Origin of the sequence: Streptomyces sp. NBC_01485, assembly GCF_036227125.1 — a bacterium.
Lineage (GTDB): Bacteria > Actinomycetota > Actinomycetes > Streptomycetales > Streptomycetaceae > Streptomyces.
Map to the genome: position 1 here is coordinate 7,626,266 of NZ_CP109435.1, position 25,877 is coordinate 7,652,142.

18 protein-coding genes are annotated in these 25,877 nt (G+C 70.9%); 7 read left to right on the forward strand and 11 right to left on the reverse strand.

The features are described 5' to 3' along the window. Positions 1-48: 48 nt before the first annotated feature. Positions 49-1,215, reverse strand: coding sequence for an LLM class flavin-dependent oxidoreductase (locus OG352_RS33685; RefSeq protein WP_329222154.1), 1,167 nt, complete (start codon positions 1,213-1,215; stop codon positions 49-51). A gap of 327 nt (positions 1,216-1,542) precedes the next feature. Between OG352_RS33685 and OG352_RS33690 the strand changes: the two genes are divergently transcribed. Continuing rightward, complete coding sequence (locus OG352_RS33690; protein ID WP_329222155.1) at positions 1,543-2,721, forward strand: N(5)-(carboxyethyl)ornithine synthase; 1,179 nt, start codon at positions 1,543-1,545, stop codon at positions 2,719-2,721. Between the two features lie 201 nt (positions 2,722-2,922). On the opposite strand, the gene OG352_RS33695 is transcribed toward OG352_RS33690, so the two are convergent. The 5 genes from OG352_RS33695 to OG352_RS33715 all read right to left on the reverse strand — a co-directional run bounded on the left by OG352_RS33695 (position 2,923) and on the right by OG352_RS33715 (position 11,128). Continuing rightward, the gene (locus OG352_RS33695) at positions 2,923-3,489 is read right to left on the reverse strand and encodes an SLATT domain-containing protein (RefSeq protein ID WP_329222156.1); all 567 of its coding nucleotides are present in this window, start codon (positions 3,487-3,489) and stop codon (positions 2,923-2,925) included. A 73-nt stretch (positions 3,490-3,562) separates the two neighbouring features. After that, on the reverse strand, positions 3,563-4,888 hold the full coding sequence (locus tag OG352_RS33700; RefSeq protein WP_329222157.1) for a hypothetical protein: 1,326 nt from the start codon (positions 4,886-4,888) through the stop codon (positions 3,563-3,565). Next, positions 4,885-5,682: a hypothetical protein gene (locus OG352_RS33705; protein WP_329222159.1), complete on the reverse strand. Its 798-nt coding sequence runs from the start codon at positions 5,680-5,682 to the stop codon at positions 4,885-4,887. The genes OG352_RS33700 and OG352_RS33705 overlap by 4 nt, the downstream gene beginning before the upstream one ends. 395 nt (positions 5,683-6,077) lie before the next feature. Further along, positions 6,078-7,712 (reverse strand): hypothetical protein, encoded by a 1,635-nt coding sequence (locus OG352_RS33710; RefSeq protein ID WP_329222161.1) that lies wholly within the window; start codon positions 7,710-7,712, stop codon positions 6,078-6,080. Further along, entirely contained in the window at positions 7,709-11,128 is a 3,420-nt protein-coding gene (locus tag OG352_RS33715) for a WD40 repeat domain-containing protein (RefSeq protein ID WP_329222163.1), read from the reverse strand. The genes OG352_RS33710 and OG352_RS33715 overlap by 4 nt, the downstream gene beginning before the upstream one ends. A 426-nt stretch (positions 11,129-11,554) precedes the next feature. Between OG352_RS33715 and OG352_RS33720 the strand changes: the two genes are divergently transcribed. Then, a complete protein-coding gene (locus OG352_RS33720; protein ID WP_329222165.1) occupies positions 11,555-13,054 on the forward strand; it encodes a hypothetical protein in 1,500 nt (499 codons plus the stop codon). Between the two features lie 1,052 nt (positions 13,055-14,106). Continuing rightward, the gene (locus OG352_RS33725) at positions 14,107-14,541 is read left to right on the forward strand and encodes a hypothetical protein (protein WP_329222166.1); all 435 of its coding nucleotides are present in this window, start codon (positions 14,107-14,109) and stop codon (positions 14,539-14,541) included. 245 nt (positions 14,542-14,786) lie between these two features. Here OG352_RS33725 and OG352_RS33730 read toward each other — a convergent pair whose 3' ends face one another. Together OG352_RS33730 and OG352_RS33735 are read right to left on the reverse strand one after the other, a co-directional pair. Continuing rightward, positions 14,787-15,440 (reverse strand): response regulator transcription factor, encoded by a 654-nt coding sequence (locus OG352_RS33730; protein ID WP_329222167.1) that lies wholly within the window; start codon positions 15,438-15,440, stop codon positions 14,787-14,789. Between the two features lie 4 nt (positions 15,441-15,444). Beyond that, positions 15,445-16,938: a sensor histidine kinase gene (locus tag OG352_RS33735; protein ID WP_329222168.1), complete on the reverse strand. Its 1,494-nt coding sequence runs from the start codon at positions 16,936-16,938 to the stop codon at positions 15,445-15,447. A 153-nt stretch (positions 16,939-17,091) separates the two neighbouring features. Between OG352_RS33735 and OG352_RS33740 the strand changes: the two genes are divergently transcribed. Continuing rightward, entirely contained in the window at positions 17,092-18,291 is a 1,200-nt protein-coding gene (locus OG352_RS33740; RefSeq protein WP_329222169.1) for an RNA-guided endonuclease InsQ/TnpB family protein, read from the forward strand. 119 nt (positions 18,292-18,410) lie between these two features. On the opposite strand, the gene OG352_RS33745 is transcribed toward OG352_RS33740, so the two are convergent. Both OG352_RS33745 and OG352_RS33750 read right to left on the reverse strand, forming a co-directional pair. Next, on the reverse strand, positions 18,411-19,739 hold the full coding sequence (locus tag OG352_RS33745) for a hypothetical protein (protein WP_329222170.1): 1,329 nt from the start codon (positions 19,737-19,739) through the stop codon (positions 18,411-18,413). Between the two features lie 111 nt (positions 19,740-19,850). Further along, positions 19,851-20,732: a helix-turn-helix transcriptional regulator gene (locus tag OG352_RS33750; RefSeq protein ID WP_329222172.1), complete on the reverse strand. Its 882-nt coding sequence runs from the start codon at positions 20,730-20,732 to the stop codon at positions 19,851-19,853. Between the two features lie 131 nt (positions 20,733-20,863). On the opposite strand from OG352_RS33750, the gene OG352_RS33755 reads away from it, so the two are divergent. Then, positions 20,864-21,814, forward strand: coding sequence for an NAD(P)-dependent alcohol dehydrogenase (locus tag OG352_RS33755; RefSeq protein ID WP_329222174.1), 951 nt, complete (start codon positions 20,864-20,866; stop codon positions 21,812-21,814). Positions 21,815-21,827: 13 nt separating this feature from the next. On the opposite strand, the gene OG352_RS33760 is transcribed toward OG352_RS33755, so the two are convergent. After that, positions 21,828-23,168, reverse strand: a complete 1,341-nt coding sequence (locus tag OG352_RS33760; RefSeq protein WP_329222176.1) for a hypothetical protein — start codon at positions 23,166-23,168, stop codon at positions 21,828-21,830. 255 nt (positions 23,169-23,423) lie between these two features. Between OG352_RS33760 and OG352_RS33765 the strand changes: the two genes are divergently transcribed. Both OG352_RS33765 and OG352_RS33770 read left to right on the forward strand, forming a co-directional pair. Beyond that, positions 23,424-24,761 (forward strand): diacylglycerol/lipid kinase family protein, encoded by a 1,338-nt coding sequence (locus OG352_RS33765; protein WP_329222178.1) that lies wholly within the window; start codon positions 23,424-23,426, stop codon positions 24,759-24,761. Between the two features lie 275 nt (positions 24,762-25,036). Further along, the gene (locus OG352_RS33770) at positions 25,037-25,873 is read left to right on the forward strand and encodes an SDR family oxidoreductase (protein WP_329224052.1); all 837 of its coding nucleotides are present in this window, start codon (positions 25,037-25,039) and stop codon (positions 25,871-25,873) included. Positions 25,874-25,877: the final 4 nt, after the last annotated feature.

Consider the following 25,877-nt stretch of genomic DNA (forward strand, 5'->3'; position numbering starts at 1 on the left):
CAGGTCGCCGTCCATGGGCCCACGCATTCCACGCGTCTTCCACGCGTCCTATGCGTCCTGGATGTCGAACTCCGGGATCAGGTCCCCGATCAGCCGGATGCTGCGCAGCACGCTCTCGTGGGGCAGGGCGCCCACCTGCTGGAAGCACATGAGGCGGTCGATGCCCAGGTCGGCGTAGGCGCGGAGCTTCTTGCGGCAGGTTTCGGGGCTGCCGACGATCAGGGAGTCCTGTTCGCTGAGGGCCTCGAACAGCTCGTCGTCGGGGACGGTCTCGCCCTGGAGGATGCGGCCGATGGCCAGTTGGGCGCGGTTCGGGCCGCCGGACGCCGCGGCCTCGGCGCGCAGGAAGGCGCCGGCCAGGCCACCACCGCCCGGGGCGCTGACGAGTTCCTGCTCGCGGGCCATGTTCTCGACGAACGCCTCGGCGGCCTCGAAGAAGATCAGCGCACGTGCGGTGTACCAGGCGGCCGCGGCCGCCGCGCCGTCGCGCATGGCCTGTTCGTCGGTCTCGGCGCAGTGCACGAAGGTGAAGAAGGCGACCTGGTCGTTGACGAACGCGCCGACCGGTTCCCGGCAGTCGGCGGCCGCCGTCCGGTACAGCTCGACCAGCCGCTGAACCCGGTCGAGCGATTCCCACAGCGTGGTGCCGAGCACCCCGACCCCGCGCCGCCCGGCCTCCTCGAACGAGGCGGGGGTGGAGGCCGCCTGCCACAGCGGCGGGTGCGGACGCTGGTAGGGCGCGGGCAGCACCGGCACGCCGCCGGTGACGGTGGTGTCCCCGGCCCACATCCGCGGCACCTGACGGAAGGTGTCGGCGACCTGGTCGCGGACCGTCGCCGGGTCGATGCCGAACAGCCGCCACTCGGGCGCCGTCGACCGGGTCAGGCCCATCTCGACCCGGCCGTTGCTCAGGTGGTCGAGCATGGCGGCCCGTTCGGCCACGCGGATGGGGTGGTTGATGGCGGTGGGGGCGAGGACGGCGGCGTGGCCGAGCCGTATCCGCCGGGTCTGCTGGGAGAGGGCGGCGAGGAAGAGCTCGGGCGCGGAGGAGAGGCTGTGCTCCTCGGCGCCGTGGTGCTCGACCTGCCACCAGCAGCCGTAGCCGAGTTCGTCGGCGAGCCTGGCCTGCTCCAGCGCCTCCGTGATGCGCGTGTGCTCGTGGTCCGGGGACCACGGCCTCGGGTCCTGGATCTCGCTGAACATGTCGAGTTTCATCGGCACGGAAGCCTTTCTGTTGCGCGGTGGCGCGCTGCGCGGTCGTACGCCTTGCGCGGCCTTTCGCCCGCCCGAACGGCATGCGAATTACATTGATAGTTCAAGTATCGGTGATGGTCCCGCAGCCCTCCGCACCGGCCCACCGAGCCGGCCCACGCACCGGCCCACCAGGAACGGCTCCAGGCCTCTGAGCTCACGGGAGCCGCCGGGACGGGAGTACGGTGGCAGTACCGAGCGCACCTCGCACGCCGTCTCCGTTTCGGCGTCGCCCTCGGGGAACGGCAATGCCGGAGCGCATCGCGTCCGGTCGGAAATGAGCCGCCCCACATGAGTCTGATGAGTCTCGGAGTGCTTGCCTCCTCTCACAAGGAGAATGAGTTCCGCCTGCCGCTGCACCCCCGCCACCTCGACCGGATCGCCCCGGACGTCCGCGCGAGGATCTTCCTCGAACAGGGCTACGGCCAACGCTTCGGCGTCGCCGACGGCGCGCTGCGCCCCCTCGTGGCCGGCCTGCGCTCCCGCGAGAGCCTCGTCGCCGAGTGCGACGTCCTGCTGCTGCCCAAGCCGATGCACGAAGACATCGCCGAGCTGCGCGAGGGCCAGGTGCTGTGGGGGTGGCCGCACTGCGTGCAGGACGAGAAGATGACGCAGATCGCCATCGACCGGCGGCTGACCCTGATCGCCTGGGAGGCCATGAACCACTGGACCTCCACGGGCGCCTTCAGCGTCCATGTGTTCCACAAGAACAACGAGCTCGCCGGCTACTGCTCGGTGCTGCACGCCCTCCAGCTCGGCGGACTGACCGGCAGCTACGGGCGCCGGCTGCGCGCGGTCGTCATCAGCTTCGGCGCCACGGCGCGCGGAGCGGTCACGGGCCTGGGCGCCATGGGGGTCTCCGACGTCACGGTCCTCACCCAGCGCGCGGCGGCGGCCGTGGCCTCGCCGATGCCCTCGGTCGTGATGGGCCACTTCGAGGAGCAGGAAGACGATCCGTCGAAGCTGCGGGCCGTCACCGCGGCCGGTCCCGTGCCGCTGGCGGAGTACCTGGCCGGGTTCGACATCATCGTCAACTGCGTCCTTCAGGACACCGACGCGCCGCTCATGTTCGTCACCGACGAGGAACTCGCCCTCTTCCGGCCCGGCACCTTCTTCATCGACGTCGCCTGCGACGAGGGCATGGGCTTCGCCTGGGCCCGCCCGAGCGGCTTCGGCGACCCGATGTCCACGGTCGGGCCGGGCTGCCACTACTACGCGGTGGACCACAGCCCGTCCCACCTGTGGAACTCCGCCACCTGGGAAATCAGCGAGGCGCTCCTTCCCTACCTGCGCAAGGTCATGAGCGGCCCCAAGTCCTGGGACTCCGACGTCACGGTCAGAAAGGCCATCGAGATCCGCGACGGCACCGTCCAGAACCCCAAGATCCTCTCCTTCCAACACCGCTCAGCCGCCTACCCCCACCCTCCCGAGCCCCCGGCGACCGGCACCGGAACCAGCGCCGCCGCCTGAAGACGACGCACAGACCGGTGCGGACGGGGAAGCGCACGGCAAGGGCGAGTGTGGCCTGCCGGCCATGCTCGTTCGCCGAGGGACAGGTGCCCGGGGTAGGGCAGGTCCCTCGGTGGCCTGCTGCCATTCAGCCGGGTCGAGTCCCTGGTGTGTCCGCTCGCGCGGAGAGCACGGTGGCCTTCCGATCCATGCCGGCGACGGTCAGGAGGCTGTGCCAGGATCCGCCGCACCACGGCGTGTCACGGGTTCGTCATCCACCGCGTATGTCTGACCCCCTCGTCTGATATTGGCCTGGGCACGCTGGTACGCGCGTCGGCCCGGCGGGTCCGAGGCCCTGTTCTGTTCGTCGCGGCGCGTGGTCAACTCCGCCAGAACAGCCCGGGCTTCGTCGAGCGGCATCGACGGGAGATCCACGGCGCGGGTCTGGCGGGCAGCTGTCTGTACCTCGAGGTAGGCGTTCGCACAGGTCGTCGCATGGGTCATTCGCTGAGGCGGGTTGACCGTCGTCATGATGGTGCCGAGGCCGGCCGAGACGAGCGCGAGCACCCCGGCGGCGATGCGTCCCGTCGACTCCACCAGCGCGGTCGTGCCCGCGATGGCGGCCAGCAGGCTGGTGGGAATCCCCATCATCAGGTGCACTCCGCGCCAGTGCTTCGCCGTCTCGAACTGCATCTGTGCCGTGTACATGGCGCTTTCTTCGAGTCTGCGGAGTTCATCGCCGATCGCCGCCCGCCGGGCCCGGGCATCTGCCTCAGAGCTCTCTGCCACTGCGTGCCTCCTTGTCGTCGGTCACCGCGGACGGCCCTCATGGCGTCGGTTCTCGACCACGGCCGGGATGAAGTCAGCGACCGCGCTCCTCCCCGTAGAGCCTCAGGGCCACGGCGACGGCGTGATCGGGCGGGAGAGCCGCCGATGCCTGCTTCCACAGGCGCAGCGTCGCCACGGAGGAAGCACGCAGCGAAGGCACCAACTCCACTGCGGGGACGTACCGCAGAGCCGCGAACGGCACGGCTGGCTCGTCAGCCGCCAACTGGAACCGTCCGCGCGGAGTGAACAGGGCCAGGCTCCCTTGCCAGGACTCCCCCGTACCACGCAAGGCGACCCAGAACCTACGCGGTTTCGAGTCCGCCGGATGGAGGACGAGCGGTACGACGAGACCGTCCGGTGCGGCCCAGGCGCCCGCGGCCGCACCCGAGGAAGCCGGCAGTGTCAACGTCACCTTCAGCCGGCCTCCGGACGTCTGCTGCACCTCTGCCTCGAAGAGACCGTCCCGGACGCTTCGTCTGTGGGAGGTCCCGGCTGTACGGGCAGCGGCCGGCAGTACCGGCTCCAGCCGCAGTGTCAGAGAGGTCGGCCGGTCGGCCGTCGCGTCGGGGCGCAGACGGGCGGCGACCAGGCGGGCGGTGTGCTCCAGCAGCGCGTCCTGTCCTCTCAGCCGATCCGCCAGCCGACCGAGCCGGTGGGCGGATCGGCTGGGGATCCGATCCACACGGGCCGTCAGCAGACCCGTCATCAGGGAGGCGGCCTCATGACGCAGGACGGCCGCGTCGCGGCGCTCCCGCATTCCGCGCTCCAGTACCGCGAGAGGGCCGGCCACCCGGGTCACCGCGGGGGTGAACCAGTGGCGCAGTTCGTGGCCGGGGGGCTCGACGGACGACGCCCCGCCGAGCATGGTCAGGACGTTGTCCGCGACCGTGTCCAGCGCGGCCCAGGGAAGCGCGTGAAAGAGAACCGGGGACGGGTCGGTCTCGGCGTCGAGCCGGTGCAGCAGAAAGTACCTGAGGTCCGGGCTCTCCTCGGCCAGCGTGCCGAGGACGTCCGGATCCGCGGACGGGGCATCCCACTCCGTCTCCATCCGGGCCACCAGTTCCGCACCCTCCCGGCTCACCCGCAGGGGCCTGCCCTGGTCGTCCAGCTCGATGTAGGTCGTGTCGCGTACCGGATGGTGAAGTGCCAGTGCGCGGGCCGCCGGGATGCCGTCCCGGCTCGCGACCACGCTCGTCCTGCGCCACGCCTCGTCGCGGAACAGGCGGAGCGTCCGCGCGTCGGTCCGCTCGGCACCGTCGTTCACCGGTCCCGTGATGCGGTGTGCGCCGGTGCCGGAGGCCTCGGCGTGCGCTACCCAGCGGGCGATGGGCCGGTGCGGGGTCGACGCCGCGCCGTTCACTCCGCGTCCTGCCGCAGTGCCCGCACCAGATTCTCCACGCCCGGCCCCAGAATGCCCGCCACGGCCGTCTGCCGGTCCGTCGGCACTCCGTCCAGGCACTCGCGGTGCAGGGTGCGCAGCCGGCTCCAGTTCTGGGGGGCTCGCTCGCGGACGCGGCAGGCCAGGTCGTCCGGAAGCCCCTGCGCCCAGGCGCGCAGCTCATCGGTGTCCACCGGGCCGTCCGCCTCCCACCGCACGACGAACTTCATGGCTCGCACAGCCACGGATGCCTGGACCAGCGGATCGGACGACGTGTTGACGGGCACCAGCGCGCGTCCCGGCACCGCCAGGTCCTCAAGGCCGCGTTCGCTCGCGTCGATGACGAGGTGGCGCTCGACGTCGTAGAGGATGCTGTTCACCGTGAAGTCCCGTTGCAGGCTGTCCGCGACGAGGTCGGTACCGGTGGCCGGGAATCCGAAGTCGCCCACGCCCAGGCCCCGGTATTCGACCAGGGGTGCGGACGGGTCGTCGCCGAGCACACAGCAGACGAGGGTGTCGGGGCTCACGGGGATCCGCAGTTCGTACGTCTCGCCGTCCTCTTCCAGCGCCTGGCGGGTCAGCTCCACGAAACGACCCGCCGGCGCGGTACCCGTCAGATCCAGATCGCGTACCGCCTCGGGCCCGTGGCCGGACAGGAGCTCCCGGGGGGCTCCGCCGCTCAACCAGAGCTCGTGCCCCGCCGCGCGCATTGCCCCGGTGATCGGGCCGATCACCTGTGCCCAGGGCGAGGAAACGGTCGTCAGAAGGCCGTTCACGGCCGACGGGAGACACGGGGACCTCCGGGCGGCGGGCACCACGCAGTGCTCCGGCAGCCTGCGATGGGGCGGCCGTTCGTCGTAGGGTCCCGGGGCTCTGAGAGTAGGGACGGGGCGCTGCGGGGGCACGGCCTTGTCACGGTCGCTCTCTGTCAGAAGACGGTCGTCATGTGCGCTGGGCAGCAACGGTGCCGGCGGTGGAACGTAGCCGAATCCGGCGACGCGTTCCCCGTCGACGACGTCTCCCACCATGATCGGGCCGGTCGGAGCGCGCCGCTCCGTGACCTCATGGGCCGACGAGAACGGGGGACAGGATCGGCCGCAGACGCAGTCCGGCACGTCCGGCGAGGCACCGGCGCCCCCGGAGTGCAGGGCTCCGGCGTCATCCGTACATGTCATGGCGTGAGCCTTCCCACCCAGAGGGCCTTGCCGCCCGATCCCAGCCGAAGTTGTAGCCGGTCGTCGAGTTCCGGCGCGTAGACGGTGCCGTCGTACGAGTCCTCGTCCTCCACCGGGACATCGAGCAGGGCGATGTCCTGAATCTGCTCGGAGGTGCAGCTGACGTCCTGGCCGGGCTCGTCGACGCAGTGGTGGGCCGCGAGCCCCGGGAAGACGACGCCGTTCTCGGTCCGGCCGGGATGGCTGCTCAGCAGCCGTACCAGCGCACGGCGCCCCTCTACCGTCGGGAGGGCCGCCAGGGTCTCCTCGTCGCAGTGGGCGCACAGCGAGCGCAGGAGCGGGACGTCACCGGCTTTTGCCGCGTCCCTGATGCGCTGAGCCAGCGCACGCAGCGGTTGGGGGAAAGGCTCTCCACGGTCGTCGGTACGGGCCACTTCGCTCTGTGCGGGCTGTGGCGTGGCGGGAGGCTCGGCCGCCCTGGCGCTCTCCGCCGGGGTGAAGGAGAAGAAGGACACGCTCGTGCCGATGACGAGACGCCCGCCTTGTCGGTCGGTGAACTCCAGATCGCCGAGGGCGGGGAAGGGGTTCTCGTCCGGCTTCTGGGCCGCCGGCCGCTCGGGGACCAGGAGCCGTGCGGAGCGTCCCTCGGCACCGTAGCCGAGGGCCAGCATGCCTGATCCGATGAAGCGCCAGGCGCCGTCCCTCAGGTAGTAGGACACGAAGCGGGCCGGATGCACTACCTGGCAGCCCACCAGCGGGCCGAAGGTCACGGTCAGGCCCTGGCCTGCCCAGGCGAAGGCGTTGACGGCGATGCGTTCCTTCAGCAGGCTCTGGGCCATCGCCGCGTCGGCGGGACGTTTCGGCGACTGGCGGGCCTTCAGGTCGTACGACGCGAGCCGGATGTCGGCGACGTTCCAGCAGGCTCCGCCGGATTCGTAGGAGTTCCATACGATGCTCTGCCCGTCGGGAGATGCCTGGCCCTCCTGGAAGGACGTGGGCGCCCCGGCCGGACGGAACGGCGACACCGCGCCGGATCTGTCGACCGCGACCAACTGGTACTGGCCGCGGCCCACTTGCATCTCGGGCAACGGACTCACGACGGTGACTCCGTCAGCACCGCCTGCGGCGACCTTGGCGTAGTCGGGTTGCGGGGCGCTCAGCGGCGCACGCCGGGGCGCGCCGTCGTGCGGGAAGAGCAGCAGCGCGTCGCCGTCCGTGGTCACCGTGGCGACGTCGTCGCCGAGGAAGCCGACACCGCGGCAGGGGCACGGCGTCGCCCGCTCACGCCCGGTGGCGATGTCGAGGACGTGCAGCTTCCGCCCGTTGGGGCTGTCGTACTCGGCGTCGATCCACGCCAGGGCGGATGCGTCGGGGGACCAGCGGACATCGTCCGCCGGTGCGGTCAGCCGGGCGCCTCGCCAGGTCCGGCCCGCCGCGTCCGCCAGCACGATCTCGTTCGCCTTCGGCCGGACGAAGGCGAGAACGGGGGAGCCGCGGTCGGCCGCGCCGGGTCTGCCGCTGCCGCCGGGCGATGCGTCGTCCGGGCTCGGCGCACCGCAGCTCGCCCCCAGCAGAGCCGTCCCGGCTGCCAGGACCGCCAGCCGTCTCAGGGCTCTGCCGATCCTGTTCATTCGGTGACGCCTTCGCACAGGTTGATGTACTCGACGGAGCTGTTCACATACTTCTTCCACTCATCGCGTGAGAGGTCGCCGTCCGCCCAGTCGCACATCCGCTTCTCGAGTGATCCCTCGGCCAGCTTCCAGATGTCGACGGGCCCCGGATTCCTGCTCGCCCGTACGGAGGGCAGGGTGGCTCCGACCAGGTAGGCGCCGTCCGGCGACCAGGCCAGGGACACCACGTCGTTGCCGTTGGTGTCGTGGAGCGGCGGCATGGTCTGCCGACCGGAGGCCAGGTTGTGGACGAGGACGTGGTCCCCCTGCGCGGTGGCCACGAGCCGGCCGTCCGGCGAGATCTCGGCTTCGGTGGCGATGTCACCGGCGGGCATGCTCAGCGGCTTGATCAACGGCTTCAGATTCCCGCTGTCCAGGAGGCTCACGGTGTTGGTCTCCCAGTCGAGGGTGAGCAGCCGGGACCCGTCCGCCGAGAGCGACAGCCTGGCGACGCGGGGCGTGGCGACCGTGCGCAGTTTCCTGCGGGTGACCAGGTCCACCTCGACGAGTTGGGTGTCCTGCCCTTCGCCCTCGGTGAAGTAGCCGGTACGGCCGTGGAGCACCATGGCCGTCGTGCCGGGTTCGAGGGAGATCGTTCCCAGGCGGTCCCAGTTCTTGGTGGACCAGATCCCGACGTCTCCGGAGGTGTGCCGTGCCACCATCAGGCCGGCCTCCGGGACGAAGCCGACCTGGGCGACTATGCGGTCGGGCGCCTTGCGCTTCCGATCGTCCTCCGGGGACATCAGGATCTCCTGGAGGAAGGTGCCGTCCTTCTTCCACACCTGCACCGATCCGAGCCCCCCGGACTGACCGGCGGCCGCCACGAACTTGTCCGACATGGCGAGCGAGTTGATGTACGAAGCCGAGGCGCTGTAGTCGACCACGGTCTCGTACGAGGAGCCCGCGGTGCTGATGAAGTCGGGCGCCGAGTCGATGTCGACCGTGTAGGCGCCGTAGGAGGAGTTGGTCATGAAGAAGTCGGAGAGCAGCAGAGTGTGCCCCGGGCCGAAGGTCGCGCCCGTCGAGGGCTTGGCCGGGGGCAGCGCCCGTTGGACGGGAGTGTTGGCGAGCACGGTGACGCGCGCGCCGTCCCCCGCCGCCACCACGGTTCCGTCACTCGCCCGCACAGCCGCGACGGAGCGCCCGCCGCTGGGCACGGACAAGGTCTGGGTGGCGCTGTCGGCGGAGGAGCGCACGGGAATCACCGCGGTCCCGCTCGGTCCGGCGATCACCACCAGGTCGCCGTCCTGCTGCATCCCCTTGGGCTGGCTGGACAGCCCACCCAGGGGGTAGGCGATCCGGCTCTTCTGCTCGCGGTCCCAGGCCAGTACGCCGCCCTCCGTGGCCAGTGTCACCATGTCGTCCGACGCCTGGACCAGTGAGGCGGCGCGGGGCACCTCCGAGGCGGGGACGACCCGCGACACCTTCTTCGTCCGGAGGTCGACGCTCACCACGTCGTTCGTGGTGAGAAGGATGACGGCCTCGTCCGCCGCGCCGTCGAGGCCGGTGCTCCCGGGCACGATGTCCGCGCTCATCACGGGCCGGCCCTGCGGGAGTTGGCCGGCGAGATCCTTCCCGGCGATGTCGCCGAGGTGCAGACACGCGGTCGTCGTACGGCTGACGGGGTCGATGCTCGTCACGCTGCCGTCGTTCCAGACGAGGGTGAGCGCGGAGCTGTTGGCGGTGAACGCCATCCCCTTGATCTCGCTGAACTGCCCCACGCAGGACGGTGCCTTCACGTCGCCCAGCGGTTGGGGGACGTCGCCCGACGTGTCGAAGAGCCTCAGCTCCCTGCCGTCGTGCGCGGCGAGGATGCCTGATTCGGTGTCGCGTACGAGTCCGGCGGCCCGGCCCTTCACCGCCGCCAGTTTCCGGCCCGACCGGGTGTCCCAGACACGGATCGCGTCGGCGCCGCCCGAGGTGTAGACCCGATGCCCGGTGTCGTCCACCGCGAGGACGTCGACGACGGTCTTGTCGGCCACCCAACTGCGCACCATGTTGCGGTTGGTCTCGAGGACCTCCTGCATGGCGTCCTTGGCGTCGGTGTTCTTCGGATCGATCCGGTACCCGGCGAGCGCCAGCAGACCGGCTGTTCGCGGATCGGTGCCGCTGAGCTTGACCGCTTTCGTGGCGAGCCCGATCGCCACCGCCTTGCGGTTGTTCTGCTCGCTCTCGTGACTGGCGAAGCCCCACGCGACCAGGGCAGCGACGAGGCTCGTCACCAGCACGGCGCCCAGCAGACGCGATGTGGCCCGGCCGTCGAGACGGCGGATCGCCTTCGCGGCCTCCTCCACCGTGACCACACCGACGATGGCCGCCTGGTTCGGATTGGACTTCCGCGCTTCCGCCTCGTCGCGTTTCGGCACGACGACCCGGTCGCGTTCGCTCACCACACTGAGCTTGCTGTTGTATCCGGTGACGGACTCGACGACCTGGGGGTTCGCCGCGGACACCGAACCGACGACAGCCGTACTGGGGTTGACCCTGCGCAGCCGCAACGGTCCCCGGAACCTGGCCGCGGTCCTGCCGAGCTCCGTGAGGAGCACGGCGAAGGCCGCGCCGAAGGAGGAGTCGCTCACGTGGTCGACGGGTCCGTCGCCGTCACTCAGCGACCAGAGCACCGCGCCCTTCAGCTTGGCCGGCCGCGCGGTCGCCCACGCGTCGGCGAGCGAGCGGCGGAACCCCTCGTCACCGAGGAACGCCGTCATGCAGCGCGGGTCGGGCAGGAGGCCCGGCGGCAGTTCGCGCACCAGGTCCAGTCGGAGCTCGAACCGCGCGCCTCGGTAATCACCGCGGTCCGCGAGCACCGTCAGCCGCGGTCCGCGCAGGGGTTTGGGCAGTCCTCCGTCGAGTGCGAGAAGGACGAGGGAGAGGTGTCCGCCGACAGAGGCGGGGGCACACTCGGCGGTGACGAGTGTGCCCAGCCGTTCACCGTGGCGCAGGTCCGGGTCTGGGGTCCACGGCGGCGTTGGTATGGCAGTCGGCGCCGCGGCCGCGCTCTGGAGCAGCCAGGACGTTCCCACCCGCAGATGCTCTTCGGCGTTTTCGAGGTCTCCGACCAGGGCGAGCCCGAGCGCGGCGTAGGCACGTAACGCGCGCGCCGGGACCGACTCGTCCTCGACGAAGGGAGCCGCCACGGGCTCGTTCGAATCGACCCAGCTCGGTGCCTCGTCGAGAACGTCGTGCAGGGGCGTCCTGCCTTCCATGAGCAGTCGCAGCGTCTCGGCGTCGTCCTCGGCGACGCACCGGGTGAGGAAGGCCCACAGCGGCTGTTGCGCACCGGTGAGACGGGAGTACAGCTCTGAGACGTTCGTACCGGGTGGCAGGCCGCGCAGCAGATCGCGGACGTCGGTTGCTTGTGGGCGATCTTCGGCCACGGCTGCCTTTCCTTCGCATTTCTCGCGTGGCAGTCATTGCAGCACGATCAGCGGGAGGTCATCTTGGCAGCAACGGAAGCCTGGGGCGACGGAAATAGTCGAATTCAACAAGTGCTCGTCTCGCACGGGACGGCATAAGACCACGTACGCATCACCAGAAACACGGGAAGCAGGAATCACGCATCGCGCGTATGTGCGAGACATGCGAACTGGTTTTCGTTCGCGTATATCCGCACCAGGAGCTCCGGCGCTCTGCCATTCTTTCCCGGACCGTTCACCATCGAAGGAGAGCCGGCGTCCATGGCCTCTTCCCGGAGCCTTCGACGGCTTCTGTGCCTGCTCTGCGCGGCGATACTCCTCTCCGCACCGCTCTCCGCGTGCCAGAGTGGAGGAGATGACGACAAGCCCCGTCCCGACACGGTTGCCGTGAACTGGCGTCAGATTCCGCTCGCCGATCTTCCTTCCGTCTTCTTCGGGCTGACGGCCGGGTCGCTCGTCACCGCGAAGGACGGCTTCCTGTTCGCGGGCCGCCTGCCGGGCGGCGGATCCGAGATGTACCGCTCCGCTGACGGGATCCACTGGCGGGCTTCCCAGCCCTCGGCGGGAAACATGTCGGTGCGCGCGCTGGCGGCGTACGACGGAGAGGTGGTCGCGGGGGGCAAGGTGCTGCGGGACGGGGAGGACTCCCCGGCGGTCATCCGCTATCGCGGAGAGGGGCGGTGGAGTGCCGTCCAGTACCTGCCCGGGGGAAAGCCCTCCGACGTCGTCCTGGCCGCGGCCCGTGGACCGCGTGGCAGCGTGGTGGTGGGCCACGACGGCGGGCCGTTCGAACCGGACACCGAACGGAAGCGGGGCCGGAGCCTGCGTGTGTGGGTCTCGACGGGCACGGACCCGTTCGGCGCGCCGCACGAGGTGACCTGTCCGCAGTGGCCGGACCAGGAACCCGAGGTGGGGGCTCTCGCCGACGAGCACGGATTCACCGTGTGGGCGAGGTGTGCGGATCCCTGGGGCACGTCGAAGTCCCTGGTCATCGACAGTTCGGACGGTGCGGACTGGCACACCGCGGTCGGGCCCCGGACCTCGCTGCCCCTGAACGCGGCCGTGTCCGGCCCGTCGGGCTCCGTCGTTCTGACGGGTCCCCTCACGTCCGCCGCCGCGACGGCGAAGTCCCCGGAGGCATGGAGCCGGAAAGCCTCGGCCGACGGCTCGGGTTGGCGCCGGACCGGGAGCCTCGGCGGGACGGAAGGCGAACGCCGGTTGATCGGTGACGTGGTCGCCGTGCCCGGCGGATATGTGGCCGCGGGGTCGGCCGAGACCACGGCCGGCGTCACCGGTGCCGTGTGGTCTTCCGCCGATGGGCGGCACTGGAACAGGCAGACGGGCGGCGAGGACGGCTTCCGGCAGTCGGTGCGGGTGGATGCCGTCGCGGAGTACAAGGGCACCTTCCTCGCCTTCGGCACCGACCCGGCCACGGACGGGCACCCGCCCTCCAACACCCGGGTGTGGCTGGGCACGTCTCCCGGGCACACGCCGAAGCCGCTCCCCACCAAGGGCACGGGGCTTCGGGCGGTCGCCGGTGACTGGGGCTGGGCGCAGGGCTCACTGAAGATCTCGGAGCAGGGCGAGTTCGCCTACCGCTTCCGGATCTTCCGGGACTGCGCCACCGACGGACCGCCGTGCGACGACGTAGACACCTCCACCTGGGGTGGTGTCGTCACCGGCACGGTGACGGAAGGGTCCGGTGGCGGCTTCCAGGGCCGAGTGATTTCCTCCAACGCGCCCGACCGGCCCTACAAGCCCGGCACGGCGGTCGCCGTGACCCGCGAGCCCTACAGCGCGGTCGGCCTCACCATCGGCAAATCGGTGGTGGGAGTCTTCTGCGCACCCGGTGCCTTCGACGAACGATGCCTTGACGTCCAGGGCTGATTCCTCGCGCCGGCACCATTCATGTCGGCGTTGAAACCAACCGGGGAGCGGCACAGATCACTCCGGCCAGCCCGCCACGGAGGGGCGAGTGACTCGCCCACGTGCAGGCCGTGCGAAAACGCAGTACGTCTGTGAAAGCCGGTCCGCGTTGACCCCTACGTTCTTACGCAGACGTCTGGGCCAGCCATGATGGTCATAGAGGCTCCGCCCCGGGCGCCGGATGCTGTCGGCGAATTCCGCCCGGGCGATCCGGGCCGGGTGAGGGTGAGTCCGTGCTGGAGATCCGGGGTGCTGCCGGCCGCGAACTGTGACACTTCCTAGCGGGAGTGTCACAGTTGCAGAACTGGTACCCGGCCGCCCGTGGATTCGCCAACAGCGTCCGGGCGCCGGGGCGGAGCCTCTTCGTGGGGGAAGGGAATCCGCTGCGAGCGAGTTCGGGACCCATTTCTGAGCCGGCCGATCGTCTCCGCGTTCGCTGAGGCCGCGGTAACGGGCCCGTACAGGGAACTGCCCAGACCTCGCCCCACCGTGCCTGCACGAGCGCAGTCTTGGGGCGTTCGGTGAGGGTGACCGGTGAATCGGCGTCGAGGAGTACTTCCCGTGCCGCGCGAGTCAGTTCGTATGACGCGGTCCGGGCGGAACCTGTACCTCCCCAGCGCGCCTTGCCGCCGCCGTCGACCGGTTCGACGAAGCATCGCCGCCGGGACCAGCCGACGTACGTCACCTGCCGGGGATACACCTGGCGGGGAGACACGACCGAGCCGGCCGGCTGCCGCAGGCCAACGCGGTTCAGACGGCACCTTCCGCAGTCTGATCAACAACTCTCCGCCTCAGGTACTGTGATGGCCGCTGAAGCCGTCTGCCCCGACCCGGCGGCATGCCTTGCGGGAGGCGCCCCACACGTGGACGTGACGCGATCTTCCCTCTTGCGCCCGCGAGACCCCGCCGAGGAGCGACTTGCCGTGTCGCCTGCCCGAGCCGCAGTGCGCAGCACGGGCCACGTCAGCAGGCCTGGCGTCTCTCCCCGCCATACCCCTCTTTTGGAGACCTGAATGACCATTCACACAGCCACAGCATGGGTGCTGCTGGCCTCTGGACTCATCTTCCTGCTGGCACTGATCCTCGGAGTCTGGAAGTGGTTCGCGATGACCGGCTCGCCGGAGGGTCGTGCCCATCCCTACGTCGACGTCGCTCATCGCTCCGCGTTGCTGTACGCGTTCGCGACCCAACTCATTGCCGTCCTCGTCGAACTGTCCGGATGGTCGTCCGTGGTCAACGCGACCGCGGCCTCCGTGATCATCCTGCTGTTCGTGGGGACCATCGGAAACTACATCCGACTCGGACTGCAGGGCGGAACCGACAACCAGATGCGCAACCCGCCTCGAGGTCATCTGTTCGTCCTGCTCACCCTGATAATTGGTGAGATAGGCAGTTTCGGTGTTCTGCTTGCAGGCTTCGTCCAGGCTCAAAGCAGCGTCCTCTTCTGACGGATCGCATGCCCCCTCCGGCCGTCCGCCCGGCAATTGCCCGGGCGGACGGCTCCCTCCGTACCGCCTGCTCGCCGCCGTCTGCGCGGCCCTGTTCCGGCGCCGCCGTCCGTCCCGGAGCTGCCGTGACGGCTGGTCGCGCAGTTCCCCGCGCCCCTTCAGGGCACTGCCGCAGTGGACTTCGCCGGACCCGCTCAGGGAGTGTCTGATCGACGGCTGATCGCGTCGGCCGGCGGCGGGTCGGCTCAACGGTCGTGGAGCAGCCCGGCGTCGTGTGCGAGGACGGCGGCCTGTACGCGGTTGGCGCAGCCGGTGCGGGTGAGGATCCGGCTGATGTGCGCCTTGACCGTGCCGGCGCTCAGATACAGCTGATCGGCGATCTCCGCGTTGGACAGGCCCGTCCCGAGCAGTCGCAGGACATCCCGTTCGGTCGGGGTCAGTTCCTCGGTCCTGTGCAGGGCGGCCTCGGTGTCGCGGCCGGACCGCACGTGCCGTTCCAGTAGCTGCCGGGTGATCCGGGGGGCCAGTACCGGCTCACCCTTCGCGGCGAGTTGCACGGCGCGGATCAGCTCGGCGGGACCGGTGTCCTTGAGGAGGAAACCACTCGCCCCGGCCCGCAGGGCGCGCGTCACGCTCGCTTCCTCGCCGAACGCCGTCAGCATCACGACACAGGTGCGGGGCGAGAGGCGGGCGATGTCCTCGGCGGCGGCGATTCCGTCCCTGGACGGCATCTGGATGTCGAGCAGGGCGACGTCGATGTCCTGTGCGCGGCATGCCGCGGCGGCCTCGCGGCCGTCGCCCGCCTCGGCGACCACCTCGATGTCGTCGGCGTTCTCCAGGATCAGCCGGATTCCCGCGCGCATCAGCGCCTCGTCGTCGGCGACCAGGACTCGGATCATCAGGTCATCTTAGGACCGCGTTCGCCAGCAGTACGACCAGGAAGGCGATCGTCGGCAGGACCACGAGCAGCGCCAGGCAGCCCGATCCCAGGACTCGCGGCCAGGTCAGGATCTCGTCCGGCAGCGGGGCCCGCGCTCCTCTCGGTTCGACGCCGTCGCGATGGAAGCGGGCCGTGTCCGGAAGGGGTTCGGCAGCGGCTCCGGGGAGCGCGGACAGTTTCGCGGGGCCGCTGCCGCGAGTCGGCAGCCAGGCCGCCATGCGGAAACCACCGTTCGGCAGGGCGCCGGCCTCGAACGTGCCGCCGAGCAGCGAGATCCGCTCCTGGCAGCCGGCCAGCCCGCTGTGGTTTCCCCCTTGGGAGCGGCCCGCCGCGCGGGGCGCCTCGTTGGTGACGGACACCTCGATCCCGCTGCCCGTGCCCCTGACCACCACCGTGGTCGGCGCGCCGGACGCGTGCTTCAGCACGTTCGTCAGCGCTTCCCGGACCACTCGGTGGATCGCCTGACGCGTTCGGAGCTCCACATCGGCCGTGTCGGGGACGGACCAGTCCAGCTCGACGAGGCTGCCTGTCCGCCGGGATTCCGTCACCAGAGAGGTGATGTCCGCACGCGTACCCGTCTCGTCTCCGGTCCTGCCCATCGGGTCCGTCATGTCCTCGTACCGCAGGACGCCGAGGATCTCGCGCAGTTCCTCCATGGCCGTACCGGCGGTCGTACGCAGGAGCTCGGCCTGCCCGGCGAGGGCGGGTGCCTTCCGCGCGGCGGCGAGTTCCAGCGCCCCGGCGTGCACCGAGATCAGGCTCAGCCGGTGGCCCAGGAGATCGTGCATCTCTCCCGCGATCCGAGTCCGTTCCTCCATCCGGGCCGCCGCGGCGGTCAGCGTGCGGGCCTGTTCCAGATAGGCGTTGCGCTCCCGCAGCAGGCTGACCAGGGGTCGCCGCCGCCCCAACAAGGTTCCTGCCAGGGCGGGAAGCAGAAGCAGCAGAATCGCCGAGACCGCGTTGTCGGCCAGTTCCGAAGGCAGGTCCTCGGGCAGGACCAGGGCACGGGCGACGGTCAGGACACCGACGGCGGCGCACGCCACCGCGACGAGCTGCCACGCCCGCCGCGGCGGCCCGATACGACGGGTGGCGGACAGGACGACCAGCGGCACCACCGCCAGCGTCCACGCGTTGTCACCCACGACCAGCGGAGCGGACCCCACGATCGCGGCGATCGGCCGGCCGCGCCGAGCGGGGACGAGCAGGGCCGCCCACAACGCCTCCAGAACGGCCGCCGACGGCCGATGCGGGGGCGCCAGCAGCAGCGGTGTCAGACAGAAGGCCGCCGCCAGGGCGCAGACGACCGACTCGACGACGACCGTACGGCGTTCGGCGGCCCGCACCGCGGCCCAGCTCGCGGCCACCTCATGGCGCGTCCACCGTGGCACACCGGTCAGCGCGTGCCTCAGCCGTACGGACGGGCGCGACAGCCGCGTGTCTTCGGACGCCTGACTCATCGGAGGTCCCTTCGTGGATACCCCCGGCTTTGGCCGGGGGCGGAAACGAAACCCCTGCGGAGCAGGGCAAGGAGCTGGGATTCGCTGCCAGGGCGGATCATGGTGTCCTGACCCAGGTTTGCTCTTCACCTGGAGTTGATCTAGTTCGTGAGCGTGACCGCGAACCATGCGAAGCGGGCGTTCAAGTACCGCTTCTATCCGACCGATGCGCAGGTAGCCGAGCTGTCGCGCACGTTCGGTTGCGTGCGGAAGGTCTACAACCTGGCGCTCGCCGCCCGTACCGAGGCGTGGGCGCGGCAGGAGCGGGTCAACTACAACGCCACGTCGGCGATGCTGACGGCATGGAAGAAGACCGAGGAGCTGGCGTTTCTGGGCGACGTGTCGTCGGTGCCGTTGCAGCAGACGCTGCGGCACTTGCAGACCGCGTTCACCAACTTCTTCGCCAGGCGGGCGAAGTACCCGCGCTTCAAGTCGCGGAAGAAGTCGCGCAAGTCGGCGGAGTACACCACCAGTGGGTTCCGCTTCCGTGACGGGAAGCTGACTCTGGCGAAGATGACCGACCCCCTGGGCATCGTCTGGTCCCGTCCCCTCCCTGACAGGGCGAAGCCGTCCACGGTGACCGTTTCCCAGGACGCGGCGGGACGCTGGTTCGTCTCGTTGCTGTGTGACGACCCGTCCGTCCAGCCCCTCCCCGCCACCGACAGCGCGGTCGGAATCGACGTCGGCCTGACACATCTCCTGACCCTCTCCACCGGGGAGAAGATCGCCAACCCCCGGCACGAGCGCCGGGACCGCACCCGCCTCGCCAGGGCCCAGCGCAGCCTCGCCCACAAGGCGAAGGGCGACGGAGCCAACCGCAGGAAGGCCCGGACCAGGGTCGCGAAGATCCACGCGCGGATCACCGACCGCCGCCGGGACCACCTGCACAAACTGACCACCCGGCTCGTGCGTGAAAACCAAACGCTCGTGATCGAGGACCTGACCGTGCGCAACATGGTCAGGAACCGGAGACTCGCCCGCGCCATCAGCGACGCGGCCTGGGCGCAGTTCCGGAGCTTGCTGGAGTACAAGGCCGCCTGGTACGGGCGGGAAGTGATCGCGGTCGACCGCTTCTTCCCCTCCTCCAAACTGTGCTCCGCGTGCGGCGCCCTCGCTGAGAGGATGCCGCTCAGCGTCCGCGCCTGGACGTGCGACAACTGCGGAACGGCCCACGACCGGGACGTGAACGCGGCGAACAACCTTCTGGCCGCCGGGCTGGCGGTGACAGTCTGTGGAGCCGGTGTAAGACCTCAACGGAGCACTCCGGGCGGGCAGTCGGCGACGAAGCAGAAAACCCCACGGCGCGAGCCGTAGGAATCCCCCTCGTTCACGAGGGGGGAGGAAGTCAAGATCCTCCTTTGCCCGTCTCACAGTGGATCCCCCGGGAGGGACGGTAGCCGCGGCGGTGGTCGTCGCGCGGCGGACCCCGGGTGTCACGCGCCGAGCCTGAGGCCCAACTCCGCCCGCAACGCGGCCACATCCACCTGGTCGGCGGCCAGCAGCCGTACGACCATGACGTCGGCGTCGGCGTCGGCGTCGGTGTCGGAGTCCGTGCCCGTGCCCGTGTCCGTCGCCGACTCGTCGAGCAGCGCGGCCAGCAGGTGGACCGTGTCGACCGTGGGCGAACCGTGCTCGGCGGCGGACAGTTGCGCCACTGCCCTGACCCGGTCGGCGGCGGCGGACGGACGCACCTCGCCGCTGTCGGGAACACCGGCGGACGGGATCGCCGAATCCGAAGCCACGACCGAAGCCGACGTCCCGACCGAAGCCGAAGTGACCAGGGAAGACTGCCGTACCCCGTGCCGACGCATCAGGGCCGGAGCGGAGTTGGCCTTCGCCAGCTTCTCGGGAAGCGAGCGCCCGGCGACGAACAGGGCCCGGTCCAGGGCCAGTATCCCGAGCAGAAGATCCACCGGCTCCACCGCGGCGCGCCCGCTCCGTACCGCCTGCCGCGTGGCCTCCATGAACACCACGGACAGAACCGGTGAGCCGTTCATGGGGCTTCCGGAGGTCCACGAAATCAGCGCGCGGGTCAGGCGGTTACCGCTTTTGCCCAGCGTTCCGGCCTGTCGAAGAAGGGTGACACCGCGGGATTCCGGCCCCTCGGTCCACGCCGGGGCGCTCGCGTCCAATGCGTCCAACGCGTCCAACGCGTTCGTCGCGGCGGAGAGATCCAGCCTCTCCAGCACCATCGCCTCCCGTGCCCTGCTGTCCGGCAGTTCCAGCACGGCGCGGGCGACATGCCGGCAGCGCACCGAGATCGTCCCCTCGGCGCGGGCCGACCTGAGCGCGAGCAGCAGGCACGCGCGCAGCGCCCCGGTCGTCCCGGGCGGCACCCGGCCACCTTCCGGGGCTGATCCGCGCACCCCGAGGCCGTAGCGCCACCGGGCCTCACGCCAGGTGGCGTCGACCTCCTTCTCGTCGGCTTCCTGACGGGGGGCTCCCTCATCGGCACCGGCCGCGACCGGCACACCGCGCACCTCGTCGTCGCTCACCCAGCCGTGGCCCGCCCGACCGGCGATCAGACCACTGAGCGAACCGGCCTTCCGCATCCCGGGGGCGATCGCCTCACCGGCTTCCGTGTCCCCCAACACGAGTGCCCCCAGCAGGGTGTCCGTCCCCACGGCCGACAACTCCCCCTTGACCGCCCGGCGCAGTGTCTCCACGAGCAGGTCCATGACGTCCGGCTCGAACTCCGTGGCCGCCCCGATCACGGCCGTGCCGTCGTCGGCGTGGACTCCGGTCGTCTCTTGCTGCCCCATCAACGTTCCCCTCGCAGTGCGGTGGTGGCCTGGTGACGACGACGCTAGGCGCGCCTCCCGCGACACCGCGACGGCCGACCGGCCAGACTCCCGGTCCGATCGGCCATCCGGCTACGGGACTCCGTGCCCCTGCGAGGGATCGTGCAGACCGGCGAGCAGTTGGAGCCGCTCGGCGTCGGGGCCGCCCTCGACGGCGGTGTAGACGATCAGCATCGGGCCGGGAGTGCCCGGCAGCGGGTAGGCGTCCCAGTCCAGGTTCAGCTCCCCGACCAGGGGATGGTTGACGCGCATCCGGCCGCGCGTCGTCTCCGCCACGTCGTGGCGGGCCCACAGCGTCGCGAACTCGTCGCTGTGGACGGCGAGTTCGCCGACCAGCTCCACGGCGCGCGGATTCCCCGGATCGGCGGCGACCTGTGCGCGCAGCATCGCGGTCAGCTCGGCGACGGTGGCGGCCCGTTCCGGGCAGGTCTGGTCGGCCTCCGGGTGCAGCAGGAGCGACAGCAAGTTCCGTTCTGCCAAAGGGAGTTGGGTGAACTCGCCCAGCAGGGCGCCGGCCAGTGGGCTCCAGGCCAGTACGTCCAGGTGGCGGCCCACGACCAGTGCGGGCGAGGGCATCGTGCGCAGCAACCGCTGTGTGGTGTCGGGTACTTCCTCCGGTTCGTACCGGCGTGCGGCGCGGGCCGGTGTCCGCGCGGCGGCGGCGAGGCTGTGCAGGTGCCGGGACTCCTCGGCGGAGAAGCCGAGGGCGCGCGCGAGGGCGTCCAGGACCTGTTCGGAGGGCCGTACGTCGCGTCCCTGCTCCATGCGCTGGTAGTAGTCCGAACTCACCCCCGCCAGCAGGGCCAGCTCCTCACGCCGCAGCCCGGCGACACGCCGCCTCGGGCCGGGTTCGAGGCCGACGTCCTCCGGCCGCAGCCGGGTCCGGCGGGTGCGCAGGAATTCGGCGAGTTCGCGTCGGGGATCGTCGGTCGGTGCGAGGGGGGCGTCGGTCACGGCGCCAGTATGCCGCCGGCGCCGCTCGGGAGGGTGGGTCTGCCAGTCCCAGGAAAAGGCGAACGACCGTGATGCCGCGAGCGGGGACCACTATCGGTTCCACACCAGCCGACCACGGAAGGAACAGCGCCATGAAGGCCGCCCAGATCACGAGTTACGGTGCACCGGACGTCCTGCGGATCAGCGATGTCGACCGCCCCGCTCCCGGTGCCGGCGAGGTCCTGGTGTCGGTCGAGGCGTCCAGCGTGAACGGACACGACGTGATCGTCCGCGCCGGGGAGCTGAAGATGGTGTCGGGGCGCCGCTTCCCGATCGGCGCGGGGCTGGACTTCGCGGGCGTCGTCGTCGAGACCGGCGCCGACGTCGAGGGCTACCGGGCCGGGGACCGGGTGTGGGGCATGGTGCATCCCCGGCAGCGGCACACCACCGCGGGGGCGGCCGAGTACGTCGTGGTCCCCGCGGACCGGATCGCGCCCGCCCCGCCCGGCATCTCACCGGTCGACGCGGCCTCCCTCGTCGTCGCGGGCGCCACGGCGCTGATCGCGCTGCGCGACAGCGTGCACCTCGCGGTCGGGGAACGGGTCCTCGTACGGGGCGCGGCCGGCGGTGTCGGCACAGCCGCCGTGCAACTGGCACACGCGCTGGGCGGCCACGTCACCGCGCTGGCCCGCGACCGCCACGCCCGACCGCTCACCGACCTCGGCGCCGACGAAGTCCTCGACCACGGCTCCACCACGTCGGACCGGATCGGACCGTTCGACGTCATCGTCGACACCGTAGGCTCGGAACTGCACTGCTACCGAAGCCGGTTGGCCAAGGGCGGCCGGATGGTCACCGTCGGCCTGTCCGCGTCGGCCCTGGCCGCGATCGCCGCGTCGAGCGTGCACGGCTCCCGCCGTATCCGCACCTTCAGCGCCAACCCGGACACCGCCCTACTGCGCGCCCTGGCCGACCACGTCACGTCGGGTGCGCTGCGCCCGGTGGTCCACAGCGTGTACCCGCTCGCGGACATCGCCGCCGCGCACGCGGCGTTCGAGCGCGGCGGCGTCGTGGGCAAGCACGTGGTCGCGGTGTCCGCGTAGCTCCGTCTGTTCCTCACGGGTGGGCTTCCGGGTGCGGTGGTGCCGTCCGCTCGGCATCGATGGTGGCGCGGCCGGTGGCGGCCAGGAGTGCGAGCAGTGCGAGCACGGCCAGCAGGACGACGACCAGCAGCAGGATGGTCAGAGCCGTCGGGTGGTTCCAGAGCGCGAAGACCAGGGCCACGATCAGCAGGGCGGCCAGGGCGATCCACCGGCGGTGGGTCTGGGTCCAGGTTCCCACCCGGCCGGTGCGGACCTGGTGGGCGTAGGCCCACTGGGCCGCGGAGCCCGCGGCGCGCTCGGACGTGCCCCGGACAGCGCGCGGCAGTCGTCCGGGGCCGATCAGATAGGCGCCCAGCGCGATGACCACGCCGAGCACGATCGCCGTGCGCAGACTCACCTTGAGGAAGTGCACCAGGGTGTCGAAGACGGCTGCCGCGGCTGCCTCCGACTGGACCTGGGGCGGGAGGTGGTCCAGGTAGTAGCGGCGGGCGACGACCAGGACGACGGCCACGACCAGGCAGGCGAAGGCCGCGCCCAGAGCCGTACGGGCCAGGGCCCGGCGGCGCCGGTGGGCGAGCAGCACACCGGCCGCGCCGATCACCACGACGATCACGGGAAACCAGTTCCCGACCACGTCCAGCAGATGGGCGCCCTTGCGGATCTTTTCCAGTTGGTCGGACTGGAAGAGCACCATCTCCTTGTCGACCTCGGGGATCTTGGAGGCGGGGGATACGCCGGCGTTCACGAGCGCCTGTTTGACCTGTTCGACGGCTTCGCCGACGTCGAGGGTGACCGTCCCGCCGTTCACGCCCACGGCGCCACGGCCCTCGCCGGTGAGCGCGTGGACGACCGCGGCGTGGGCGCGCCGGTTGGCGTTCGTCCAGATCCGCTCGAAGCGGTCGCTCCGCACGAAGCGGGTGGCCACCTTCTCGACCGTGTCGTTGACGGCGGAGTCGAGCTGCGGGCCCAGCCCCTTCACGGCCTGCGCGGCGCGGGGCGGCAGCCCCTGGGCCTGGAGCCAGGCGGCGATGTCCGCGGCGGCCCGGCTGCCGTCCACCCGTACGTCGGCGGCATGGGTGATGCGCTTGACGGCCGCGTCCTCGATCGCCGGATCCGAGGCGAGCGGCGAGACGGTCTCCACGTACCGGTCGGTGTCCAGCGCGATGTCGTGCACCCACACCGTGAGCAGCGCGACCGGCACCAGGATGCAGGTGAGCACGATGAGCACGGCCGAGACGGTGTTCCGGGCGATCCGCGAGGCCGCCGTGCCGTGCTCGGGCCTGCTCCCCGCCGCGCCGCCGGCGCCCCCCTTCGGGACGGCAGCGGGCTCGGACGGCTCGTGCGGGCTGCTCATGGGGTCTCCAGGGCTCCTGGGGGATCGGCCTGCCTCCATTTCCGCCGCTTTACGGCGAGACGGCCCGCCCAGATGGGCCGTACGGGCGAGACGCGGTCAACCGCGCGGCGGCGGTGGTGAACATGCGGCGCACACCGTCGGGTGGTGCACTGGCAGTGGTGGTGGGGGCGCTTCCGCGTGGACGGCTCGCGGCCGTGGACGCGGCGGTGCCGCGTACGGTCGTGTCGGCCGTGCCCGCGACCGGCAGGAGGTTCCATGCACAGGGACTCCGGGGCGCGCGTTCGCCCCGCACAGCGTTGGTCCGCACGCCTTGCCCTCGCGGCAGGGCTCGCCGCGGTCGTGATCCTGCTCCTGTTCGCGGGAATCAGGAGCATCGCGCTCCTGGGCGCCGGGCTGGCCGGGTTGGCCGTATCGGCGGCGAGCCTGTGGTGGGCGCTGACCCTGCGTGGAATCGGCAGGCTGCTCGCCTTCACCCTGGCCGCCGTCGCCCCGCTCGCGGTGCTGGTGCTCTACGCATGGGCGGAGCTGCTGTGGGTCGTACTCGTCTCCCTCGGCCTGTGGGCCCTCGGGGTTTCCGTCGGCGGAGCGGCACTCAGCGCGGACAGGGAGGGCAGCGGGGACAGCGGGGACGGGGAGCCGGCAGGGCCCCCGGAGACGCGGACGGCTCCTCCCAAACACCCCTTCCTCATCATGAATCCACGGTCAGGCGGCGGAAAGGTGGGGAAGTTCCACCTCAAGGAGAAGGCCGAGGCGCTCGACGCCGACGTCCTCCTGCTGGACACGGCTCATCAGCAGGACGTGGTCGCGCTCGCCGAGAAGGCGGTCGAAGACGGCGCAGACCTCCTCGGAGTCGCCGGCGGTGACGGCACACAGGCCCTGGTGGCCGGCGTCGCCGCCCGGCACGGCATTCCCTTCATGGTGATCTCGGCCGGAACCCGCAACCACTTCGCCCTCGACCTCGGCCTGGACCGGGACGACCCGTCGACCTGCCTGGACGCGCTCGCCGACGGCGTCGAACTCCGCGTCGACATCGGTTTCATCGGTGAGCGGGCCTTTGTCAACAACGCCTCCTTCGGTACCTACGCGGCCGTGGTGCAGAGTCCCGCCTACCGCGACGACAAGGTCCGCACCGTCCTGCGGACGCTTCCCGACCTGCTGACCCACCGACGCGGCCCGCGGCTGGCCGTCCAGGCTGCGGACACGGCCATCGACGGGCCGCAGGCCGTGCTCGTCAGCAACAACCCCTACCGGATGGGCGACCTCGCCGGCCTCGGCCGCCGAGAGGTCCTGGACTCGGGCGCCCTCGGCGTCCTGGGCGTCAACGTCGACAACGCCGCGCAGGCGGCCGAGCTGCTCGCGGGGAGGCACGCGCCCGGTCTCACCGCTCTGACCGCCCAGGAGGTCGTCATCGACGCGGACGAGCCCGAGATCGAAGCCGGGGTCGACGGTGAGGCGCTGACCCTGCCGACACCCGTGCGGTGCACGATCCGACCCCGGGCCCTGCGCGTACGCGTACCGCGCCACCGCCCCGGCGCGCCCCGCACGAGGGCCCCGATGGACTGGCGGCGGCTCCGGAAGCTGGCACTGAGCTGAGCTGAACTGAGCTGAACCGGTTCTGGGTGCGTTGCGAGGAGGGGGTCCCGCACGGCTCGTGCGGTGCGTAGCCCGGCCGTGTGACGTGCCGCGCCGAAATCGGCGGCGCAGCGTGCCGGTCGGTACGCCTCGCGGCGCGGGGTGCTTTCGTCTGGAGGCCGGGTGGGCGACGGCTCCTGTGTCTGTCCCGACGGCCGGCCGAGTGCCGGCCTTCCCCATGCGCGTCGCAGGTTTCCCGAGGGCGTGCCGTCCGAATCGGCCAAGGAGAGATCGTGGTGGCAGTGAAAGTCGAGAACCGCGGGACGACGTCAGCGCAGCTTCTCAAGGGCCAGAAGGCGCTGGTCACCGGTGCCAACTCGGGGATCGGCCTGGCGACCGCCGTCGCCCTGGGCCGGGCCGGGGCGGACGTCGTGGTGAACTACGTCGTCGGTGAGCACGAGGCGGACAACGTCGTGAAGGAGATCGAGAGCTTCGGCGTCCGCGCCTACGCCCACGAGGCCGATGTGTCCGACGAGGACCAGGTGACCGCCATGGTCGCGCGGATGGTCGAGGAGTTCGGCACCATCGACATCATGGTGGCCAACGCGGGCCTCCAGCGGGACGCGGCCCTGACGGAGATGACGCTCGCCCAGTGGCAGAAGGTCATCGACGTCAACCTGACCGGCCAGTTCCTGTGCGCGCGGGAGGCCGCCAAGGAGTTCATCCGGCGCGGTGTGGTGGAGGAGGTCTCCCGTTCGGCGGGAAAGATCATCTGCATGAGCTCGGTCCACCAGATCGTCCCGTGGGCGGGGCACGTGAACTACGCCTCCTCCAAGGGCGGTGTGGGCATGCTGATGCAGACCCTCGCCCAGGAGCTGGCCCCGAAGCGGATCAGGGTCAACGCGGTGGCGCCCGGCGCCATCCGCACGCCGATCAACCGCGACGCCTGGTCCACCCCCGAGGCCGAGGCCGACCTGCTGCGCCTGATCCCGTACCGCCGCGTGGGCGACCCGGACGACATCGCCAACGCCGTCGTCGCCGTGGCGTCCGACCTGCTCGACTACGTCGTCGGCACCACCCTCTACGTCGACGGCGGCATGACGCTCTTCCCCGGCTTCGCCACCGGAGGCTGAACTC